A 19437-nucleotide genomic window follows, 5' to 3' on the forward strand; every position below is an offset into this window, starting at 1 on the left:
GTGATCGCCTGGGGGACAAGGGATGCAGAACCCTTTTGACGACAACGAAGCACGCTTCCTGGTGCTGCGCAACGAAGCCGGCGAACACTCGCTCTGGCCGGAGTTCGCGGAGGTACCCGCCGGGTGGGCGACGGTCCTGGCGGCGACGTCCCGGGTGGACTGTCTGGACTACGTGGAACGCGAGTGGGCGGACCTGCATCCGAAAGCCGGATGACAGTCCGAAGTGGGGGGACGGCACTCGGGAACCGCAGCTGGGGGAAGGGAAGAGCGTAGTGGCCGTCGAGGACTACCGCACTGCCGTGCGGAGTGGACCTGTCCGGGTGCCCGGACGCACGTCGACCGAGTGGGACCTGGTGGTGGCCCGGGACGAGCCGGGCATCCGCACCGTGGTCGCCGAGCACGATCCGGTTTCCCGGCGCGTGCTGTGCGCGGTGCTCAGCCGCAGTGAGCGGCTCGACGTGGTCGCCGCGCTGGACAGTTATTCCCCGGTCGGGGAATGGCCGTTGTCGCGCGTCCAGGTCGTCGTCGTGGACCTCACCGCGCTGGGCCTGCGGGCCAACCCGGTGCCCGCGCTGATCGCCCGGGGCATCCGGGTGCTGCTGATCGGTGTGGACTGGAGCCGGGCCACGGTCGAGGCGGCGATCTCCGCGGGCGTCACCGGCTGCCTCGTGAAGGACCCGGACCTGACCGGGATCGTGGGCGGTGTGCACGCGGTCGCGGGCGGCCACATGGTGCTGTCCCCGGAACTGCTGGCCATGCACCTCCCACGGCCGCGGCCCGCCGGCGCGCGCGACGGCGGCAAGTGGTACTCGGTGCTGCGCCGCCTGAGCGACCGGGAGCGGGAGGTGCTCGCCCTGCTCGGGGAAGGGATGTCGACCGCCGAGGCGGCCAAGCGGTGCGGGGTGTCCGCGGCGACCATCAAGAGCCACGTTTCCCACGCACTGGCCAAGCTCGGTGCCCGCAACCGGCTGGAAGCGGTGCTGATGGTCAAGGACGCCGTCGCCCTCAGCCAGTGACGGTCGCGGCGGGCCGGACCGCCAGTTCGGCCGCCAGCCGGCGGCGGATGACCGACAGGTCCTCGCTGTCGCCGCCGGTGCGCTCCGCGACGTGCACCCGGTACAGCTCGTCCACGAGGGCGTCGTCGGCCTCGACTCCCAGCTGCGCCAGCACGTGGCGCAGCACCGTCCGGCCGGAATGCCGCCCCACCACCAGGGAGCGCTGCCTGCCGAACCGGGCCGGCTCGACGTACTCGTAGGTCACCGGGTTGCTCAGCATGCCCTGCTGGTGGATGCCGGCGGCGGTGGCGAAGGCGTACTCGCCGAAGATGGCCTTGTTGCGGGGTTCGGCCAGCCCGATGATCCGCCGCAACACCCCGTAGGCGGGGTACAGCCGGGCGAGGTCGATGTCGGTGTGGCAGCCGTACTGGGCCGACTTGTACGCCAGCACCGCGGCGACTTCCTCGAGCGCGGTGTTGCCGCTGCGCTCGCCGATGCCGCCCAATGTCACCTGGACCTCGTCCGCGCCCGCCCGCAGGCCGGCGAGCGTGTTGGCCAGTGCCAGCCCGAAGTCGTGGTGGCAGTGCAGGGACAGCTTCACCGGCCGCGGCGCCCATTCCCGCACCTTGGCCACCATCTCGCCGAACTCCTCCGGCGTGGCGCAGCCGGTGGTGTCGGCGAGGATGACGCAGGTCGCCCCGCTGTCCACGGCGGCGTCGGTGAGGGCGTGCAGGAGGTCGTCGGCGCCCCGGCTGGCGTCCTCGATGCCCACGGAGATGTGCCGGATCCCCAGGGACTTGGTGAACGTGACGGTGTCGACGATCTCGGCGACCGAGTCCGCGCGGCTGATCCCGCGCTTGTGCTCCAGGTGCAGGTCGCTGCCGGTGGCCACCATCTGCACTTCGTGGTTCGCCACGCCACCGGCATCCACGGCGACCTCGACGTCGGCGCGCCTGGTCCGGCAGAACGTGGCGAACCTGGCCCGGGTCAACGCTTTCGACACCAGCCGGGTGGCTTCCACCTCGCTGGGCGAAGACGCCGGAAAGGCCACCTCGACGCAGTCGACGCCGATGCCTTCCAGCAGCAGGGCCAGTTCCAGCTTGGCCGTGGGGTCCATCGCGTTGCCCGGTGCCTGTTCGCCGTCGCGCAGCGTGGTGTCAAGCACCGAGATCCGGCGAGTAGTGGCCGCGTCCGGCATCGGTGTCCCTCCTGTTCCTCTTCGCGCGTTCAGTCGCCCACGCGGCCGCGGACACCGTCCACCCACGCGTGGGCGTACCGGTCGGCGGTGCGGTCGTCGGCGAACGCGTAGGTCTTGAGCAGCCAGCGTTCCCGGGCGAGCTCGGGGTCGGCGACCTCGATCTGCTCCCGGTTGTGCAGGCCGTCCTGGTTGGCGAACGTGAACAGGTCGCCGGCCCGGATGCGGTGCCGCATCCTCGGCGCCCGCGCCAGCGCGTTCTTCAGGGCGATCACCGCGTCCTTCGCTTGCGCGGGCGCGTCCGGCGCGGTCGTCGTATGCGTGTCCAGATAACGGAAGCTGTGGTCGTTCTCGATGATCGCGTGAGGTGCGGAGGCCGACAGCGCGGTGTTGCCGTCCTTGGAGACCACGTCGAACGGCGTGACGTACCAAGGCTCGCGCAGATCCCGCCGCTCGGCGTCGCTCAGCCGCGCCGACAGGGTGCGGCCGCTGACGAATCCGGTGTAGACCAAGTCCGGCTCCGGGCAGCGCAGGCCCAGCAAGGTGATGTGGTCGGCGCGGACCGGGTGCGCCGTGCGGTCGTTGTGGAAAACCAGATCGCCGTCGGTGAAACCGGTCTGTTTCCCCCGGTACTTGTTGTGCGCCACCACATCGGTGAAGAAGTCCCCGTTGAACCTCGTCGCGTACGCGAGCAGCGGTGTCCCGGTGAGCCGCGAGAACAGTTCCAGGAACGCCTCGCCGACGAACGTGTGCTTGGCGGCGTACTTGCTGCCGACCGGATCGTCGAGGTCGAGCACCGGGATCTCCGCGTCCATCGGGCAGTTGCGCAGGGCGTGCGCCTCGGCGGCACCCGAGCGCCGCTCGTCCCGGATTATCCGGCAGGCCTCGGCGAACCCGGCGGGCACGGCGTCGTGGCCGTCGAGTTCGCCGACCGACCGCGAGAACGCCGGGTAGTCCTTGTACGGGTTTTCCGGCACCGTCGCCAGTGCCGCGGCCAACCGGTCGCGCTCGTCGTCGCGGAAGGTGTAGATCGGGTCCATCGCGCCGCCTGTTTGTCGGATCGCCGTTGCGGGTGACCCACGCTAGGCCGCACCGGGCCGGTCCGGCATCGGCTGAAGGTTGAACCGTCCCGGCCCGCTTCGTCCACGGGGGGACGGGTTTCTCCGCGGGTGGAGCACGGGATATCCGCTGTGGCGATCCTCGTGCGCGCGCCTTGACCGGCTCTCCGGCAGGCCCGTACAAAGAGGTTCCGTTGTCCCGTCGAACGATCGGTGGAGGTGCCGTGCCCGTGATCGTGGACGCCGCGCCCACGGCGGCCGACCTCGCCGGCGTCGAGCCGGCCGCGGTCGACCTGGCCGACCCGGCTTTCCACTCGGGCGACCCGCACCTGGTGTGGGCGGCGATGCGGGCCCGATCACCCCTGCACCGGCAGGATCTCGGTGACGGCAAGGCCTTCTGGTCGGTGACCCGGTACGCGGACGTGTGCCGGGTGCTGTCCGGGCACGACGAGTTCACGTCCGCCCGCGGCAGCCTGCTCACCCAGCTCGGCGGCCGGGAAACCGCCGCGGGGGTGATGCTGGTGGCTTCGGACCCGCCCGCGCACACGCGGTTGCGCAGGCCCCTCGCGCGATGGTTCAACAGCACGGCCGCGGCCCGGCTCCGGGACCGGATCGTCGTGGCTGTCCGCCGCGTCCTGCACGGGGTGGCCGAGGGCGGCACGTGGGATGCCGCCGGGGAGACCGCCGTGCTTCCCGTCGCGGTGGCCGCGGCCCTGCTGGGGCTGCCGGAAGCGGACTGGCCGGACCTGACCCGGTGGACCGGGATGGCGGCGGCGCCCGAGGACCCGGCCTACCGGGTGGCGCGGCCGGAGGTCACCCTGGCCGTCGCCCACCACAGCCTGTTCGAGTACTTCGCCGACCTCGGCCGTACCGCACGCGGCACGGATGGTCTCGTCGGCCACCTCATGGCGGACGCGGGCGGGCTCAGCCGCGACGAAGTGGTCGTGAACTGCTACAGCATCCTGCTCGGCGCGACGGCCACGACACCGCACACGATCAGCGGCACAGTCGCCGCCCTGGCCGAGCGGCCCGGCCTGTACCGGGCAGTGGTGGAGGACCCGGGTCTGGTTCCCGGGCTGGTCGAGGAAGGACTGCGGTGGACGTCGGCGGCGAGCAGCTTCCTGCGGCACGCGACCGGGCGGATCGAGCTGGCGGGCGGGACCGTCGAGGCCGGGGAGGCCGTGGTGGCCTGGGTCGGCTCGGCGAACCGGGATGCCGAGGTGTTCACCGATCCCTTCCGGTTCGACGCCGGGAGGCGGCCGAACCGGCACATCGCCTTCGGCCTCGGGCCGCACTACTGCCTCGGCGCGAGCGTCGCCCGGACGACGTTGCAGGTGTTCTTCGCGGAGTTCAGGCGGCTCGTGGGCGCCGTGGAGCCGGCCGGGGTGCCGGTTCCGCTGCGATCGAACTTCGTGCGCGGGTCGGGGAGCGTGCCGCTTCGGGTGACGGCGGCATGAGCCGGCCCGCGATCATCGTCGTCTACGACCGCGGCGCCGCTTCCGGGTCGGACATCGCACTGGGGATCGGCGAGCTCGCGGACGTGGTGTTCGCGGTCGCGGGCTCCTCGCACGTGGCCGGCGTGCGCGGGATGCTGGGGCACCTGGGGCGGGTGGTCGACCTGACGGGTGACACCGGAACGGACGCGGCCGTGCTGCGGGCGCACGCACCCTCGGCGATCCTCACGTTCAGCGAACCCATGCTCGTGACCACGTCCCGGCTCGCCGAGGCGCTCGGCCTGCCGTTCCACGACTCCGCGACGGTGAGGCTGCTGACCGACAAGGCCGCCCAACGTGCGCGGTTGCGCGAGGCCGGGGCCGACGACACGGCATGCGTGCCGCTTCGCCGGGCCGGCGACTGGTCCCGTGCGGTCGCCGAAGCCGGTCTGCCCGCGATCGTCAAACCCGTCCACGGACAGGGAAGCCGGCACACCTACGCGGTGCACGACGCGGCCGAGGGGCGTGCGCTGGTGACCCGCCTGCTCTCGGTGCCCGATCCGCCGGAACTCGTCGTGGAGGAGCTGCTGGGCGGCCGGGACACCGGAATGGTCGGGGACTACGTGTCGGTGGAGAGCGCCACCGGGCCGGCGGGGACGACGCACCTGGCCGTCACGGGAAAGTTCCCGCTCACGCCACCCTTCCGGGAATCCGGGCAGTTCTGGCCGGCCCTGCTGGATCCCGCCGACCGGGCCGCGGTGCTGGACCTGACCACTCGCGCTGTCCAGGCGCTGGGGGTGCGCGTCGGCCTGACGCACACGGAGATCAAGCTGACCGGCCGCGGTCCCCGGATCATCGAGGTCAACGGCCGGCTGGGCGGCCACGTCCATGAGCTGGCCAGGCGGGCCTGCGGGGCGAACCTGGTGCGGTTGGCGGCGCGGCTGGCGCTGGCGAAGCCGTCTGCGGTGGACGAGCTGGTGCCGTCGGGCAGTGTGCACTTCCAGCGGCACGGGCTGGCGCCGACCCTGGCCGGCACGTTCCTGGGGGTGCACGGCGCCGCCGAGGTCCGGGCGATGCCCGGGGTGAGCGGATACCGCGGCTTCACCCGGGTCGGCGAGCGGCTCCCCGGCGGCGTGACCACGAACGAGCTCGACATCCTCTGGGGCGCCTGCCCGGACCACCACACGATGATGCGGCTGGTGGAGGCGGCGGCCGGCCGCCTCCGGTACGAGTTCGACTTCGGCGGCACGGTACGGGTCCTGTCCGGGGCGGAGCTCCTGCGTTGACGACAGAACCCCATCAAGGGAATTCCTGGGCCGTCATCGCTTCTGGTCCACGCGACGGCGAAGCGTCTCGACGTCCACTCCTCGCTCATCCGTCTCGGTGATGCCGAGTGCGGTCAGCAGCGCCAGTGCCCGAGCCCAGTGGTCGCGGGCCTGATCCGGCCGGCCCAGGGCGTCGTGGGCGTGGGCGAGGCCGTCGTGGGCGCGGGCCTCGTCGCCGGGCTGGTTCAGTTCCCCCGCGAGGCGGAGCGCTCGATCGTGCCGGGCGAGGGCCTGCTCGGGCCGGCCGGCGGCGTGGTCCAGTCGGCCGAGGCTGTGGATGGCTTCGAACTCCCAGTTGCGGTTGCCGATCCGCCGGGACAGGTCAGCGATCTCTTCGAAGCACCGGCGGGCCGGCTCGTGGCGGCCCTGGAGGTGGTGCAGGTCGCCGAGAGCCGCGAGGCAGCTGAGCTCGCCCACGCGGTAACCGGTGGCGCGGGCCAGCTCCAGCGCGCGTTCGAATCGGCCGGCCGCCGGCCCGAGTTCGGCTCGTTTCAGGTGCACGTAGCCGAGACCGATCAGCGCGCGTGCTTCGCTGGTGCGGTGGCCGATCGCGCGCGCGATGCGCAGTGCCTCGGTCAGGTCGGCGACCGCGCTGTCTTCGTTGCCCAATGCGCGGCCGACGTGACCGGACCCGATCAGCGCGTCCAGCTCTCCGGTGCGGTGGCCCGCCGCGCGGGCGGTGTCCAGCGCCTGCCGGTAGTGCTCGGCCGCCCGCTTGAGGTCCAACTGCTCGAGGTGGGCGAAGCCGAGGCCGATCAGCGCTCGCAGCTCACCCGCACCATGCCCGGACTCACGGGCGATCTCCAGTGCGCACGCGGCTTTCCGGACCGCTTGGTCGTGGTTGCCCCGCAAGCTGTCGAGCTCCGCGAGGCCGACGAGCGCTTCCACCTCGCTGACGCGGTCGCCGGCGGCCTGCGCCGCGGACAGTGCTTTCCGGTGCAGGCCGTCGGCCTCCGCGTACCGGCCCCGGGTCCGCAGGCACCGGTGCAGGGTGCCGGCGAGGTGCCGAGCGTGCTCGCGGTAGCCGTTTTCGGCGGCGAACCGCGCGATCGGAAGCAGGTTGGGCAGTTCCGCCTCGAGCCAGTCCGCCGGGTCCGCCGGTGCCGCGGTTCGACGGCGCGGCGGTTGCGGGCGCGTGTCCGCTTCGTAGGGGTACAGGTGGTCCATCGCCGCGGACGCGTTCTCGCTGTAGTGGTCCAGCAGGCGGGTGAGGGCGGCGCGGCGTTCCGGTTCCGGCTCCTCCGCTTCGGCAGCGGCCACCGCGTGGGCGCGGATCAGGTCGTGGAAGGTGTAGTGACCGGGCGCAGGCTCCTGCAGCAAGTGCACTTCGAGCAGTTGCTCGAGCGTCGCCGATGCGGCGGGGGTGCCCAGCGTGGCCGCGGCGGCCTCCGGCGTGATGTGGGCGCCGGGGTGCAGGCCCAGCAGGCGGTACCCGCGAGCCAGCGGCGGAGGCAGGTCCCGGTACGACAGGTCGAGCGCGGTGGTGACGCTGTGCTGCCCGCCGTACAGCTCACCGAGCGGCCAACCCTCCCGCAGCCGCTGCAGCAGGTACTCGACGGTCCAAGCCGGGTGGGCTTTCAGCCGTGCCGCGGCCAGGCGCACGGCCAGCGGCAGCCGTCCGCAGCAGCGGGCGAGTTCGGACAGTGACCCGGGTGCCGCGTCCGCGACGCGCTCGCGCCCGGCGGAGGCGGCGAACAGCGCGATCGCCTCCGGCTGGGGGAGGACGTCCACGGACACGATCCTCGCGCCGGTCAGGCCGATCAGCCGCCGGCGGCTCGTGATCAGCACCCGGCACCCTCCCGTGCCGGGCAGCAGCGGCCGGACCTGCCCCTCGTCGGCGGCGTTGTCCAGGACGATGAGCATCCGCCGGTCCGCCAGCACGCTGCGGTACAGCGCCGCGCGGTCGTCGGCGTGCAGGGGAATCGACTCGCCTTCCACACCGAGGGCACCCAGCAGACGGGCGAGGAGATCGGCGGGATCCGCCGCGGCGGTGGTCCGGGTGTGGCCGTGCAGGTCGACGAACAGGTGTCCGTCGGGGTAACGGGATGCCAGCCGGTGGGCGGCCCGGACGGCGAGCGCCGTCTTGCCGACCCCGGCCATGCCGTCGATGGCGGTGACCGCCACCGCGTCCGCGGCCCGGATTCCGGTCAACGCGGCGAGCTCGGAAGCCCGGCCGACGAACCCATCGACGTCGGCCGGCAGCTGACGAGGCCGGACCCCTTGCGGTGCCGGGGTTTCCGGTGCCCCGGTGACCGCGCGGGTCAGCGTCGTCAGCTCGGCCGGACCGAGGTCGAGCGCTTCGGCCAGCGACCGCACGGAGGCACTACGCGGCCGCAAGGGTTCCCCCGCTTCCAGCCGGCGTACGGTCCGGACGTTCAACCCGGCCCGTTCGGCCAGCTGGTCCTGGGTCAGCAGCGCCCGCTCGCGCCAGCGGCGCAGCAGAACACCGAGCGTCGGATCCTCGGAAGGCGCTCTCCGGTTCACGCCTCGGCCGGTGTTCGACAACATGGGCAAGCCCCCCGCACGCGCTCTTCGCGAACGAGGCGACTATGCCACAGTTTCTCCGCCGGTATCCGGTTTCCGTGAATCAGGCGGCGGGTGCCATCGCCACCCGGTGCTCCGGTCGAGGCCCTCCCCGGAGCTGTGCGTGCAGATGCCTCATGGTGAGGCCGGGGAGCCTGGCGTCACCATGAGGACAACGGCTGTGATCCTCGACTTATGCCGAGCACAGGCGACCAGCGTAGGCCGCGTAGGTGTCGAATTGCTTGAGCCGCGTGAGACCCGGCTTCACGCACATTGTTCGATCGCCTTCAAGAAAGTTGTAGACGTTGATGACGATGTCCGTGCGTGGCGGTGCATCGCAGTGGCCGTAGTAGGGCCAGCCGTTGATCGTGTGATAACCGCATGTGAATTGTGCTGGTTGGATCGCTGAACTCCCCGGATGGGTCGTGGCTGCGGTGGCGGCTGGACCACCGGCGAACAGTGCCGCACCCAGTGTGACGATAAAAGTGAAAATGGTCAGTGAACGTGACCTTCCCGACTTGCTCATGATCAGATTCCCCTGAGAACGAGTGGAGGCACAACCGCGCGGTTGCGTCAGAATTTCTGCTGTTTCACTGGTCAATCTTTCTGGGCCGCACCGTCCGGCGAGGACGGGGCGACGATGTCATTCTTGGCCTGCCCCGGATCCGGCGTCGAGGGCGCCAGGAGGTCATTCAGCGGACATTGTGCGCATCTCTCGGGCAGCTCGGCCGTTGCCGGCGAAAGGCGATCACCTCGGAGAGGCCTGCGTGTGACCGGTTCACGGCGCAGGAGCGAATCCGGTTTGGCGCGTGCCGCGCGAGCCTGATTGACTCGGCACCGACACCCGATCACGATCTCTGGAGGACGCATGCCGGTCTCGAAGGCCCACGCGAACTGGAACGGCGACATCCCCACCGGGTCCGGGCAGTTCACCGCAGGCGGCGGGAGCATCAGCGGGGGCGTCACCTACAAGTCCCGCTTCGAGGACGGCCCCGGCGCGAACCCCGAGCAGCTCATCGCCGCGGCACACGCGACCTGTTTCTCGATGGCGCTCGCGAGCGCGCTGGCCGGGGCAGGGTTCCCGGCCGAGTCGATCGAAACGGACGCGGCGGTGACCCTGCGCCCGGTCGACGGCGCGCCGACCATCATCAAGATCGAGCTGACCACGCAGGGCCGTGTCGCCGGCGTCGACGAGAAGCAGTTCCAGGAGTACGCCGAACAGGCCAAGGCGAACTGCGCGGTCAGCCGCGCGCTCGCGGGCGTGCCCGAGGTGACGCTGCAGGCGAGTCTCGCGAGCTGACCCGGGCCGTGGGGCGCCGGTCGGCGCCACCACGGCCTGACCAGCCAATACGTCCGGGAGGGCCACCGGCTCGGCTTCGCCAACGTCGTGTTCACCGGCGGGGAAGCCGAGCTGCGCCGGCGTGACCTGATAGCCGCTCTGGCGCACGCCCGCGACCTCGGCCTGCCGACCCGGCTGGTGACGAACGCGCACTGGGCGGCGACACCCAAGCGCGCCCAGGAGGTGCTCGACGAGCTGGTCGGGGCCGGGCTGACCGAGATCAACTACAGCACCGGCGACGAGCACGCGCGGTTCGTGCCCGTGGACCGGGTCGTGCACGCCGCCGTCGCGGCCGTGCGGGCGCGGATCCCGGTCGTGGTCATGATCGAGCAGCGGCGCACTCGCACCGTCACCGCGGACACGATCCGCACCCACCCCCTCGTGCGCGCGTTGGGCGCGGACGCCGAGCTGGTGCGGATCACCGAAAGCGCCTGGATGCCCCTGGACCCCACGGTGCGCGCGGAGTACCCCGACGGCGCGGTGACCACGGCCGCGAACCTGGCGACCCGCCGGGGCTGCGACCACGTGCTGCAGACCTACACCGTCCAGGCCGACGGGCGGGTCGGCGCCTGCTGTGGGCTCGGGGTCCTGCGCCGTCGTAGACGTCGTCAAGAGCTTAGAGCACAATCACCTTCGCGGACACTACATGGCAACCATTCGGCTCACCGTAGACAACAGAGGAAATCGCAAATTCGTCTTGCGCCTTGTAGATGACCGGGCCATCTATTTCCCTGCTGTACGGCCAATGCCCCGAATTGCAGGTAACGCGCACCTTGTAAGATCCGAAACCGGACTCACAGAGGGCGAAACCCCAGTTTTCAGCCTGATCCGCCCCTGATCGACAATTCCACACCTCCGCGTATGCGGGCGTGGCAACCAATGTAATGCTGGACACCGCAGCCGTCACAACTACGACACCGAAGAGCGCTTTCCTGATTCTGGTCATATTCGCTTCCCCCTGCCGACACTGCGTCATGTGAACGTCGACAACGTATCAAGACGTAATCTGCTACGGCAACGCTTTCAGGGATAGTTGAAATGACTTGACAATCAGGAGTGCGAGCCCAATGGGCCCGCAGTGACACCTGCTGCAGCACCAGAACGTGCACGACCTGCCAACCGGGCTGCCGAACCGGCGCTGCGCAACGGCGATGACCTATCCGGCATCACCGTGCACGTCATCGACGAAGGCGTCGGCTCCGGCCCATCCTGGTCGAAGCGCCGTTCTCCATCTCGCTGAGGTTGTCCCCTTGAACCGGACGTCCTGATCCCAGACGGCGGTCTGGGGCAGGATGTCCCCGTGTCAGGCAAGTCGAAGTACCCCGAACAGTTCCGCAGGGACGCCGTCGACCTGGCCGCCGTAGCGGTCCGGCGACGACGTCGGTCATGGCCTCGAGATGGGCTTTGGCGCTCTTCTCGTGGTCAGGGAAGCCGCCGCGGACAGTGTTCGCGGTCTGCCAAGATTCAGGTCTTCAGGTTGTGAACGGTCAGTTCGGCGATCTTCTGTGCGGCGCCACAGGGGTCGTGTTGCCAGGGGCCGGTTTCGGGTTTGTCGTAGGTGGCGGCGGTGATGTAAATGAGGGTGGTGTTGTCGGCGGCGAGGGCGAGGGTGCAGCCGAGGGGGCCGTCCGCTTGTTTGCTGGGAATGTTGTCGTCGATGGCGACGATGACGGCGGGGTGGATGGTGTCGACGGTGATGGGTTCCCAGTGATTGCCGGTGTCGTGGCCGCGGGCGTGCTCGAGGTAGAGGGTACGCAGGCTGTTGCCGCGGTTGGAGGCGATGACCTGGGCAACGGGCCCGAACTTGGTGACGCATCGTTGGCCGTCGACGCTGCGTTCGCCGCCGGTGAAGCCGAGGCCGTTGAGCTGGGCGACGCTGACCGCGGCGCACGGGTCGGTTTGGAATCGGCAGCCCCGGGCAGGCCGGTGCCGGGGACCGGCGGGACGGACACCGGTGGGTCGGCCGGCCGCGGCGGGGGACTGGGTGCGCAGCCAGCGGCCAAGCCCAGCGCCAGCATGGCGGCGACGGTGCGGAAGGGGCGGCGGTCGGTCATGACGTCGGACCCGACGACCTGCGGATGGGCACCGCGCATTACCGACTGGCTGATCGACCACGCCGGCAACTGTAACTGCGGGTCGCCGCACGCTCACGCCGCTCGGGCAGCCTAGCCGATCGGCGTCCTACCTCGACGGCGCATTGACGACCGATCGCCCTCCGTGGTTTGGAATTCGCGGGCCCGTCGTTGTCGGTGGTGGCGCGTGCCGAGGGGCAGGTCAAGACCTCGGCGGCGGGGGTGAGGCCGGAGATCGTATCCGTCGTCGTTGGCCAGGTCGCAGCCGATGAGGTCGACGCGTTCGTGGCGGGGGACGGCGTCGATGAGGGTCGTAGAGCCGGTGGTGGTGTAGTGCGGGCACACGGCCGCTGTCAGTCGTGCATTTGAGCGAGCAGACGGCTCCGCCGCCGGACCGGTGATCGTCGTCAACACCAGCCGCTACCGATCCGACGCCCTGATCATCACCGCGCAAGGTGTCCGGGCGGTGCCGCTGCCGGACCTCACCGAGACGGAAGCGGTGTTCGCGGCCCGATGGGCGGCGGCTCGACCGGGCGCCGACTTGGCCGCGTCCGTAGCCAAAAGCGGGCAAAAGCGGGACATCGTCGGCCGGAAATCCTCCCGAAGTAGTGCCCTCTCGGGCGTTGACAGTAAACCCGCAACCCTGATAGTCGAGCGCGCCTCGCGGTCGTCCCATTGTGTTCAAATGATTGGACTCATCGGCCGAATCGGCTCGAAACTTTCACGTTTGTTCCGGGGGCTCGTCGAGAAAAGAATCATGGCGGTTTACCGATCATCGTCCTTGTATTGACATTCCTTGTGACCGCTTGGAACACTGTGCGGCGGCACACGATGTGCCGCATCGACGGGGCTGTCGGATCCACTGATCGCGTGGTTGCATCCGGCGCCGTTCCGCGAGGGTGTCATGCCTGTTTCCGCGGCGGTAATCGAATCCATTTCGAGGAGAAAATATGGGAATCCGCACTTTGCGGCTGAAGACATTATTGGCGGTGGCCGGTCTGGTGTCCGGCGGCGCACTGGTCGGGTCCGCGCCGGTCGCGTCCGCGGCGTCGGCGGACGGTGTCGTGCAGTCTCCGCGGTTCGACCGGTCCACCCAGGGGCAGAAGGAAGAGTTCTGGACGCCGGAGCGGCTGCGCAGTGCCAGACCCGTGGCCCAGGACACGCCGAAGGTCGCGGCGAGGACCGAGTCGGCGTCGCCGGTGCTGACCCCCGGCGGAGATCAGTTCGGCAACGCGCAGGTCGCCCGGCCCTACACGGCGGACTTCAAGTCGCGGGTGACCGGAAAGGTGTTCTTCGTCGATCCCCGGGACGGCCTGACCTACGTCTGTTCCGGTTCGGTGATCAACTCCACCGGCAAGAGCGTGGTCGCCACCGCGGCGCACTGCGTGTTCCAGGGCGCGGCCGGCCAGGCAGTGTGGAGCCAGAACTTCATCTTCATCCCGTCCTACGACAACAACAGCCGGCCGCTGGGCACATGGAACGCCGCGACCTTCTGGATCCCGACGACGTACTTCAACCACGGCAACGACGGCGTCACCCATGAGGACGACGTGGCGGCCGTGGCAATCGCCGCGCAGGGCGCGTCCAAGATCACCAACGTGGTCGGCGGCCTCGGCTGGGTGCCGAACAACTCCGGCACCATCAACGGCTGGGACACCCACGGCTACCCGCAGGAACGGTACGGCGGCCAGAACCAGCTGCACTGCATCGGCAACGGGCGGGACGTCGGCGGCTTCAACGGCGACACCTACCTGTTCACCAACAACTGCGTCGCGTTCGGTGGCTGGAGCGGCGGCCCGGTGATCAACAGCAGCAACCAGCTGCTCGCGGTCACCTCCGGCAGTGACCGGTCAACCAACGCGTTCTACGCGCGCGCCGCGTCGAACACGTGGGTGCCGGTGCTCAACGCTGCCCAGGCGGCCGGCTTCTGAGGACCCGGACCCGGCGAGGGGCCACCGTGGCGGGCGTCCATTCCGGACACCGCCGGGTGGTCCCTCGATCCTGCTCCTGACGAAAGCGCCGCGAGCTCGGATCGATAGGGTCCGGGGTGTGAAGTACCCGGAACTGGAGGCGGCCGTCCTGCGGCTCGTCATCGCCGCCGGCGATGAGGGCGCCGAGGCGTTCGGCGCCGCGACGATCACCCGGCTGCTCCGGGACGAGGTCCTGGCCGACGCGGGGCAGGACGAGCTCACCGAAGATGCCTGGGCTGCGCTGACCCGCGCCCGAGAGTCGATCCTGACCATCGACGCCGCAGAACTGGAGACGTTGATCGCCCGGATCGACGCGGGGATCCTCGTGGACGACGACCTGGATCGCGGGATCGTCGCCGCGATCACCGCGCTCATGCACTGGAACAGCTACCTCCGGGGCCGGCGCCGAGGCGAACTCTACGAACTGGCCATCCGCTCGATCGAGGACGTCGACTTCCAGGTGAGCGCCGATCTCGACGACGTGCTCGCCACCCCGGAGATGTCCGCGGAGTACGAACGGATCCAGCGGCTCCTTGCCTCTTGAGTGCCTGCTTCCCCCGTCCGAAGCACTGATCAGGCTGAAGTGGTCGCCGACCACGCATGTCTGTCCACAGTGGAATTTCTGGGCCGTACCTGGGCCGCATGACGATCGGTCGCAACCGGTTCCCACCGGTCCTGACCAGCCAAAACGCCCGAGGTGTGCCGAAGGGGTGCGCGCGGCCCCGATCGGGCTCCGCGGCACCCCCTCGGCACACCTCGTGGACGGTGGCCCGCCGGCGTCAGCTGGACCGGTTCGCCCACCACTGCCGGCCGGCTTCGGGCAGCGTCGAGATCGGGTCGTAGTAGGGGTAGCGCCGCTGCAGTGCCTCGCCACGGTCCTCGGCGTCGGCCTTGTCTACGCTGGTCAGGTAGTTCTTGGTCCAGTAGGAGATCCCCAGCTCCCGGTCGTAGTCGGCCAGCTGGTGCACCCACCGCTTCCCGACGTAGGGGACGTCGCAGACGATGCGCGGCGTCGCGTACCCCGGCAGGTAGCCCATGATCGCGTGCTGCAGTTCCTGCGCCTCGTGCACCGAAACCCGCCAGTGCTCCGCATTCGGGATCATGTCGCACATGTAGAAGTAGTACGGCAGGATGTTCGCTTCCCCTTGCAGGGCAAAGCAAAGGTCCAGCAGCGCCGCCGGGGTCGCGTTGACCCCGCGCATCAGTACACCCTGGTTGCGCACGTCCCGGACCCCGACGTTCAGCGCCGTCTGCGCCGCCTCCGCCACCAGGGGCGTCACCGACTGGGCGTGGTTGACGTGCGTGTGGATCGCCAGGTTGACCCCGCGCCGCTGGGCGGTGACCGCGACGCGCTCGAGGCCTTCGACCACCTTCGGCTGGAGCCAGTGCTGGGGGAGCGCCGCGAGGGCCTTGGTCGCCAGGCGGATGTCGCGGACCGTGTCGATGTCCATCAGGCGCATCAGGAACGACTCCAGCTGCGGCCACGGGACGTTGGCCACGTCGCCGCCCGAGACCACGACGTCGCGGACGCCCGGGGTCTTCTTCAGGTACGCGATCATCGCGTCCTGGCGGTCGACCGGCTTGAGCGACAGCTTGTGCTTCTCGACCGTCTCCGTCGAGTTGCCGACGAGGTCCATGCGGGTGCAGTGGCCGCAGTACTGGGGGCAGGTCGAGATCATCTCGGCCAGCACCTTGGTCGGGTAGCGGTGGGTCAGGCCCTCCACGACCCACATCTCGGCCTCGTGCAGGGAGTCGCGCTCGGAGTGGGGGTGGCTCGCCCAGACCGGGTCGCGGTCGGAGCGCACCGGGAGCATGTAGCGGCGGATCGGGTCGGCGTAGAACGCCTCGGTCACCTTCGCCGGGTCGGTGCCGGCCGTCGGGGCCATCGTGTTGAGCATCTGGGGCGGCAGCAGCATCGACATCGTCGCCATCTCGCGCTGGTCGGCGAGCAGGTCGTCGTAGAAGCGCTCCTCCAGCAGGTCGCCTATCAGCGCACGCAGCTGCTTGGCGTTGCGGACGCAGTGCACCCGCTGCCACTGCGCGTCGCGCCACTCGGCCTCGGTCACGTCGTGCCAGCCGGGGAAGCGGCGCCAGTCGGGTTCCACCAGCTCGGCGCGGGCGTACTCGTAGGGCTGGTCGAAGGCGGCGGCAGGCGTCACAGGTTCCTGGATCGCAGTCACTTGTACTCCTAGTCGTCGGGAACGCGTTAAAATATCCTGTCATAACGTTCTCACGGAGTAAATCTTCCTGCCTGCTGGGTCGCCGTCCCCCACGTGGACGAAGGGGGGAAACTCAAGGGCGTGACGGACGAACACACGACGCTCCTGCTCGGCGGGCGCATCTACACCCCCACCGGCCCCGACGCCACCGCGATGGCGGTCACCGGCGGCACCGTGGTCTGGGTCGGGCAGGACGCCCCGGCCCGCGCCCTGCACGCGAACGCCGAGATCGTCGATCTCCAGGGCAGCTTCGTCGCCCCCGCGTTCGTCGACGCGCACGTCCACGCCACCGCCACCGGCCTGCACCTGACCGGCCTCGACCTCACCGGCGTCCGCGGCCGCGCGGACCTGCTGGCCCGCGTGCGCGACGCCGCCGTTCCCGGGCAGGTCCTGCTCGCCCACGGCTGGGACGAATCCACCTGGACCGACCCCCGCCTGCCCAGCCGCACCGAGCTCGACGCCGCCGCCGGGGGCGCGCCCGTCTACCTCAGCCGCGTCGACGTCCACTCCGCACTGGTCTCCACCGCCCTGGTCGAGCTGGCCCCGGCCGCCCGCGACGCCGGCGGCTGGTCGCCCGACGGCCCGCTGACCCGCGCCGCCCACCACGCCGTCCGCGCGGCCGTGCGCGCCGCCATCACCCCGGACCAGCGGGAACGCGCCCAGCGGGCGTTCCTCGCCGAGGCGGCGCAGCAGGGCATCGTGAGCGTCCACGAATGCGCCGGCCCCGACATCTCCGGCCGCGACGACCTCGCCGCCCTCCTCGCTCTCGCCGGGCCGGGCACGCCCGAGGTCGTCGGGTACTGGGGTGAGCTCGGCGCCGTCGAAACCGCGCGCGACCTCGGCGCCCGCGGCCTGGCCGGCGACCTGTTCGTCGACGGCGCCCTCGGTTCCCACACCGCCGCGCTCACCCGCCCCTATGCCGACCACCCCGGCGAGGGAACGCGCTACCTCGACGCCCACCAGATCGCCGGACACCTCGCCGCCTGCACCGAAGCCGGGCTGCAGGCCGGCTTCCACGTCATCGGCGACGCCGCGGTCGCGGAAGTCGTCGATGGCTTCCGCCTGGCAGAAAAAGAGGTCGGCCAGCGCGCGCTGGCCGCCCGCCACCACCGGCTCGAGCACCTCGAGATGGTCACCCCCGAGCAGGCCGGGCAGCTGGCCGGCTGGGGCGTGGTGGCCTCGGTCCAGCCGCTGTTCGACGCGCTCTGGGGCGGCCCGGACGGCATGTACGCCGAACGGCTCGGCGCGGACCGGGCGGCCGGGCTCAACCCGTTCTCGGCCCTGGCCGCCGAAGGTGTCCTGCTCGCCTTCGGCTCCGACGCGCCGGTGACGCCGCTCGACCCGTGGGCGAGCGTCCGCGCCGCGGCCTACCACCGGACGCCGGGTGCGGGCCTGTCCCCGCGGGCGGCGTTCACCGCCCACACCCGCGCCGGGCACCGCGCGGCGGGCGTCAACGACGGCGTCACCGGCAGCCTCGTCCCGGGCGCCCCGGCGCACTACGCGATCTGGGACGCCACCGACCTCGTCGTGGCCACCCCGGACAGCCGCGTGCAGCGCTGGTCCACCGACCCGCGGGCCGGCGTGCCGCCGCTGCCCAGGCTCGAACCGGACGCCGCCCTCCCGCGGTGCCTGCGCACGGTCCGCGCTGGTGAAGTCCTCCACGACGCCATCTCCTAGAGTTGACACCCGTGGCAGTCACCGTGGCGGACCCCGAACCGGGCGCCCCGCACCAGCCCGCCCGTACGCGGCGGTTCCCCCCGGCCTGGCTGCTGCGCACCGTCGCGGCGCTGGTGTCCGGATTCGCCTATTACCTGAGCTTCGCGCCGCGCCCCCTGTGGTGGCTCGCACCGCTGGCCTTCGCCGGGCTGGCCCTCGTGCTGCGCGGACGCCGCTTCCGGGCCGGCTTCGGCTACGGCGTCGCGTTCGGGTTCGTCTTCTTCCTGCCGCTGCTGACCTGGCTGCTGGACTTCCTGGGCCCCGACTTCGGCCCCTGGCCGTGGCTGGGCCTGTCCTTCGCGCTGGCGCTCTACCACGGCCTGGCGGGCGGCCTGGTCACACTGGTGTCCCGGCTCCCGGGCGCGCCGCTGTGGGGCGCGCTGGTGTTCATCGCGCTGGAGACGCCGCGCGCGTGGTTCCCCTTCGGCGGCTTCCCGTGGGGCCGGGTCGCCTTCAGCCAGCCCGAAGGCGCGTTCCTGCCGCTCGCCTCCCTCGGCGGCGCCCCGCTCGTCGGCCTGGCCGTCGTCCTCACCGGCTTCTGCCTGGCCACCCTCGCCGCCCGGCTGTGGGAGGCCCGCCGGGTCACCCGGCCGGCGACCCTCGCCGCCCTCGGCACGCTGCTGCCCGTCGTTGCGGGCGTGGCCCTGTGGCCGGCGATCGGGACCGGCGCGCAGGACGGCGAGCGCACCGTCGCGACCGTTCAGGGCAACGCCCCGGACATCGGCCTCGCGCTGCAGGGGGAGCGCACCGTGCTGCGCGAGAACACCATCGCCGAGAGCAGGCGGCTGCTCGCCCGCATCCAGGCCGGGAAGGTACCCCAGCCGGACCTGGTGGTGTGGCCGGAGAGCGCCACCACCGTCACCGGCCCGGACCTGCAGGTCGACCAGCTCGTCGCGAACTTCGGCGTCCCGGCCCTGATCGGCGCGATCTACCGGCTGCCGGACGGGCACCTGCAGAACTCCGTCATCGCCTGGGACCCGCACACCGGACCCGGCCTGCACTACGCCAAGCAGCAGCTGGTGCCCTTCGGCGAGTACGTCCCGGCCCGCAAGGTCGCCGAGCTGGTCACGCCGTTCCTGGACCAGGAGACCGTCGACATGGTCCCCGGCGACGGCGCGAACCAGACCATGACCGCCGCGGGCACCAAGGTCGGCGTCTTCATCTGCTACGAGACGGCGTTCGACTACCCGGCCCGCGACGCCGTCCGCGACGGCGCCGAACTGCTCGTCGTGCCGACCAACAACGCCTGGTACGGCGAGAGCGAGATGAGCGTGCAGCAGCTGGCCATGTCGCGGCTGCGGGCGGTCGAGCACGGCCGGGCCGTCGTGGTGTCGGCGGTCTCCGGGGTGAGCGCGATCATCGCCCCCGACGGGACGGTGACCAGCTCAACGGGCCTTTTCACGGCGGATTCCCTGGTCGGGCGCGTCCCGCTGCGGACGCAGACTACGCTGTCGGATCGACTAGGTGCGTGGACGGAGTACGGGCTGCTGGCTCTGGCGATCGCCGGGGTGGCCGGTGGGCTCGTACTCCGTTTTCGCACCCGGCGCACCAGCGCCGGCACGGCAGGGGAAGCGGCGGACTGACCGCCGCGG

The 19437-nt window shown here is 70.9% G+C and carries 17 protein-coding genes; 11 read left to right on the plus strand and 6 right to left on the minus strand.

Translation table 11 applies throughout. The features are described from left to right. Positions 1 to 22 precede the first annotated feature (22 nt). Positions 23 to 214, plus strand: coding sequence for an MbtH family protein (locus tag ACLJQF_RS27520; protein WP_410612847.1), 192 nt, complete (start codon positions 23 to 25; stop codon positions 212 to 214). Positions 215 to 320: 106 nt separating this feature from the next. Further along, positions 321 to 1016 (plus strand): LuxR C-terminal-related transcriptional regulator, encoded by a 696-nt coding sequence (locus ACLJQF_RS27525; RefSeq protein ID WP_410612849.1) that lies wholly within the window; start codon positions 321 to 323, stop codon positions 1014 to 1016. On the opposite strand, the gene ACLJQF_RS27530 is transcribed toward ACLJQF_RS27525, so the two are convergent. Together ACLJQF_RS27530 and ACLJQF_RS27535 are read right to left on the minus strand one after the other, a co-directional pair. Further along, complete coding sequence (locus ACLJQF_RS27530) at positions 1006 to 2193, minus strand: LeuA family protein (protein ID WP_410612851.1); 1188 nt, start codon at positions 2191 to 2193, stop codon at positions 1006 to 1008. The two genes, ACLJQF_RS27525 and ACLJQF_RS27530, sit on opposite strands and share 11 nt — an antisense overlap. A 29-nt stretch (positions 2194 to 2222) precedes the next feature. After that, a complete protein-coding gene (locus ACLJQF_RS27535; RefSeq protein ID WP_410612853.1) occupies positions 2223 to 3230 on the minus strand; it encodes a TauD/TfdA family dioxygenase in 1008 nt (335 codons plus the stop codon). 242 nt (positions 3231 to 3472) lie between these two features. Here ACLJQF_RS27535 and ACLJQF_RS27540 point away from each other — a divergent pair, with 242 nt between their 5' ends. Together ACLJQF_RS27540 and ACLJQF_RS27545 are read left to right on the plus strand one after the other, a co-directional pair. Next, positions 3473 to 4705: a cytochrome P450 gene (locus ACLJQF_RS27540; RefSeq protein WP_410612855.1), complete on the plus strand. Its 1233-nt coding sequence runs from the start codon at positions 3473 to 3475 to the stop codon at positions 4703 to 4705. Then, positions 4702 to 5967: a hypothetical protein gene (locus tag ACLJQF_RS27545; RefSeq protein WP_410612857.1), complete on the plus strand. Its 1266-nt coding sequence runs from the start codon at positions 4702 to 4704 to the stop codon at positions 5965 to 5967. Before ACLJQF_RS27540 ends, ACLJQF_RS27545 begins: the two co-directional genes overlap by 4 nt. Positions 5968 to 6000: 33 nt before the next feature. On the opposite strand, the gene ACLJQF_RS27550 is transcribed toward ACLJQF_RS27545, so the two are convergent. Next, a complete protein-coding gene (locus ACLJQF_RS27550; protein ID WP_410612859.1) occupies positions 6001 to 8490 on the minus strand; it encodes an ATP-binding protein in 2490 nt (829 codons plus the stop codon). A gap of 232 nt (positions 8491 to 8722) precedes the next feature. After that, positions 8723 to 9055, minus strand: a complete 333-nt coding sequence (locus ACLJQF_RS27555; RefSeq protein ID WP_410612861.1) for a DUF6355 family natural product biosynthesis protein — start codon at positions 9053 to 9055, stop codon at positions 8723 to 8725. A gap of 342 nt (positions 9056 to 9397) precedes the next feature. Between ACLJQF_RS27555 and ACLJQF_RS27560 the strand changes: the two genes are divergently transcribed. Both ACLJQF_RS27560 and ACLJQF_RS27565 read left to right on the plus strand, forming a co-directional pair. Beyond that, positions 9398 to 9829 (plus strand): OsmC family peroxiredoxin, encoded by a 432-nt coding sequence (locus ACLJQF_RS27560; protein ID WP_410612863.1) that lies wholly within the window; start codon positions 9398 to 9400, stop codon positions 9827 to 9829. Between the two features lie 87 nt (positions 9830 to 9916). Next, positions 9917 to 10582, plus strand: coding sequence for a hypothetical protein (locus ACLJQF_RS27565; RefSeq protein ID WP_410612865.1), 666 nt, complete (start codon positions 9917 to 9919; stop codon positions 10580 to 10582). A gap of 750 nt (positions 10583 to 11332) precedes the next feature. On the opposite strand, the gene ACLJQF_RS27570 is transcribed toward ACLJQF_RS27565, so the two are convergent. Then, positions 11333 to 11983: a DUF3558 family protein gene (locus tag ACLJQF_RS27570; RefSeq protein WP_410612867.1), complete on the minus strand. Its 651-nt coding sequence runs from the start codon at positions 11981 to 11983 to the stop codon at positions 11333 to 11335. Positions 11984 to 12337: 354 nt separating this feature from the next. Here ACLJQF_RS27570 and ACLJQF_RS27575 point away from each other — a divergent pair, with 354 nt between their 5' ends. The 3 genes from ACLJQF_RS27575 (at position 12338) to ACLJQF_RS27585 (ending at position 14454) form a co-directional block, all read left to right on the plus strand. Beyond that, on the plus strand, positions 12338 to 12730 hold the full coding sequence (locus ACLJQF_RS27575; RefSeq protein ID WP_410612869.1) for a hypothetical protein: 393 nt from the start codon (positions 12338 to 12340) through the stop codon (positions 12728 to 12730). Positions 12731 to 12890: 160 nt separating this feature from the next. After that, on the plus strand, positions 12891 to 13871 hold the full coding sequence (locus ACLJQF_RS27580) for a trypsin-like serine peptidase (protein WP_410612871.1): 981 nt from the start codon (positions 12891 to 12893) through the stop codon (positions 13869 to 13871). Between the two features lie 118 nt (positions 13872 to 13989). Beyond that, positions 13990 to 14454, plus strand: coding sequence for a hypothetical protein (locus ACLJQF_RS27585; protein ID WP_410612873.1), 465 nt, complete (start codon positions 13990 to 13992; stop codon positions 14452 to 14454). 235 nt (positions 14455 to 14689) lie between these two features. Here the strand turns inward: ACLJQF_RS27585 and ACLJQF_RS27590 are convergent, their stop codons facing one another. Next, on the minus strand, positions 14690 to 16090 hold the full coding sequence (locus ACLJQF_RS27590; RefSeq protein WP_410612875.1) for a KamA family radical SAM protein: 1401 nt from the start codon (positions 16088 to 16090) through the stop codon (positions 14690 to 14692). Between the two features lie 120 nt (positions 16091 to 16210). On the opposite strand from ACLJQF_RS27590, the gene ACLJQF_RS27595 reads away from it, so the two are divergent. Next, positions 16211 to 17806, plus strand: a complete 1596-nt coding sequence (locus ACLJQF_RS27595) for an amidohydrolase (RefSeq protein WP_410612877.1) — start codon at positions 16211 to 16213, stop codon at positions 17804 to 17806. Positions 17807 to 17817: 11 nt separating this feature from the next. After that, entirely contained in the window at positions 17818 to 19428 is a 1611-nt protein-coding gene (lnt, locus tag ACLJQF_RS27600) for an apolipoprotein N-acyltransferase (protein WP_410612879.1), read from the plus strand. Positions 19429 to 19437 lie beyond the last annotated feature (9 nt).

The sequence above is a fragment of the Amycolatopsis sp. lyj-109 genome (assembly GCF_046548995.1).
Taxonomy (GTDB): domain Bacteria; phylum Actinomycetota; class Actinomycetes; order Mycobacteriales; family Pseudonocardiaceae; genus Amycolatopsis.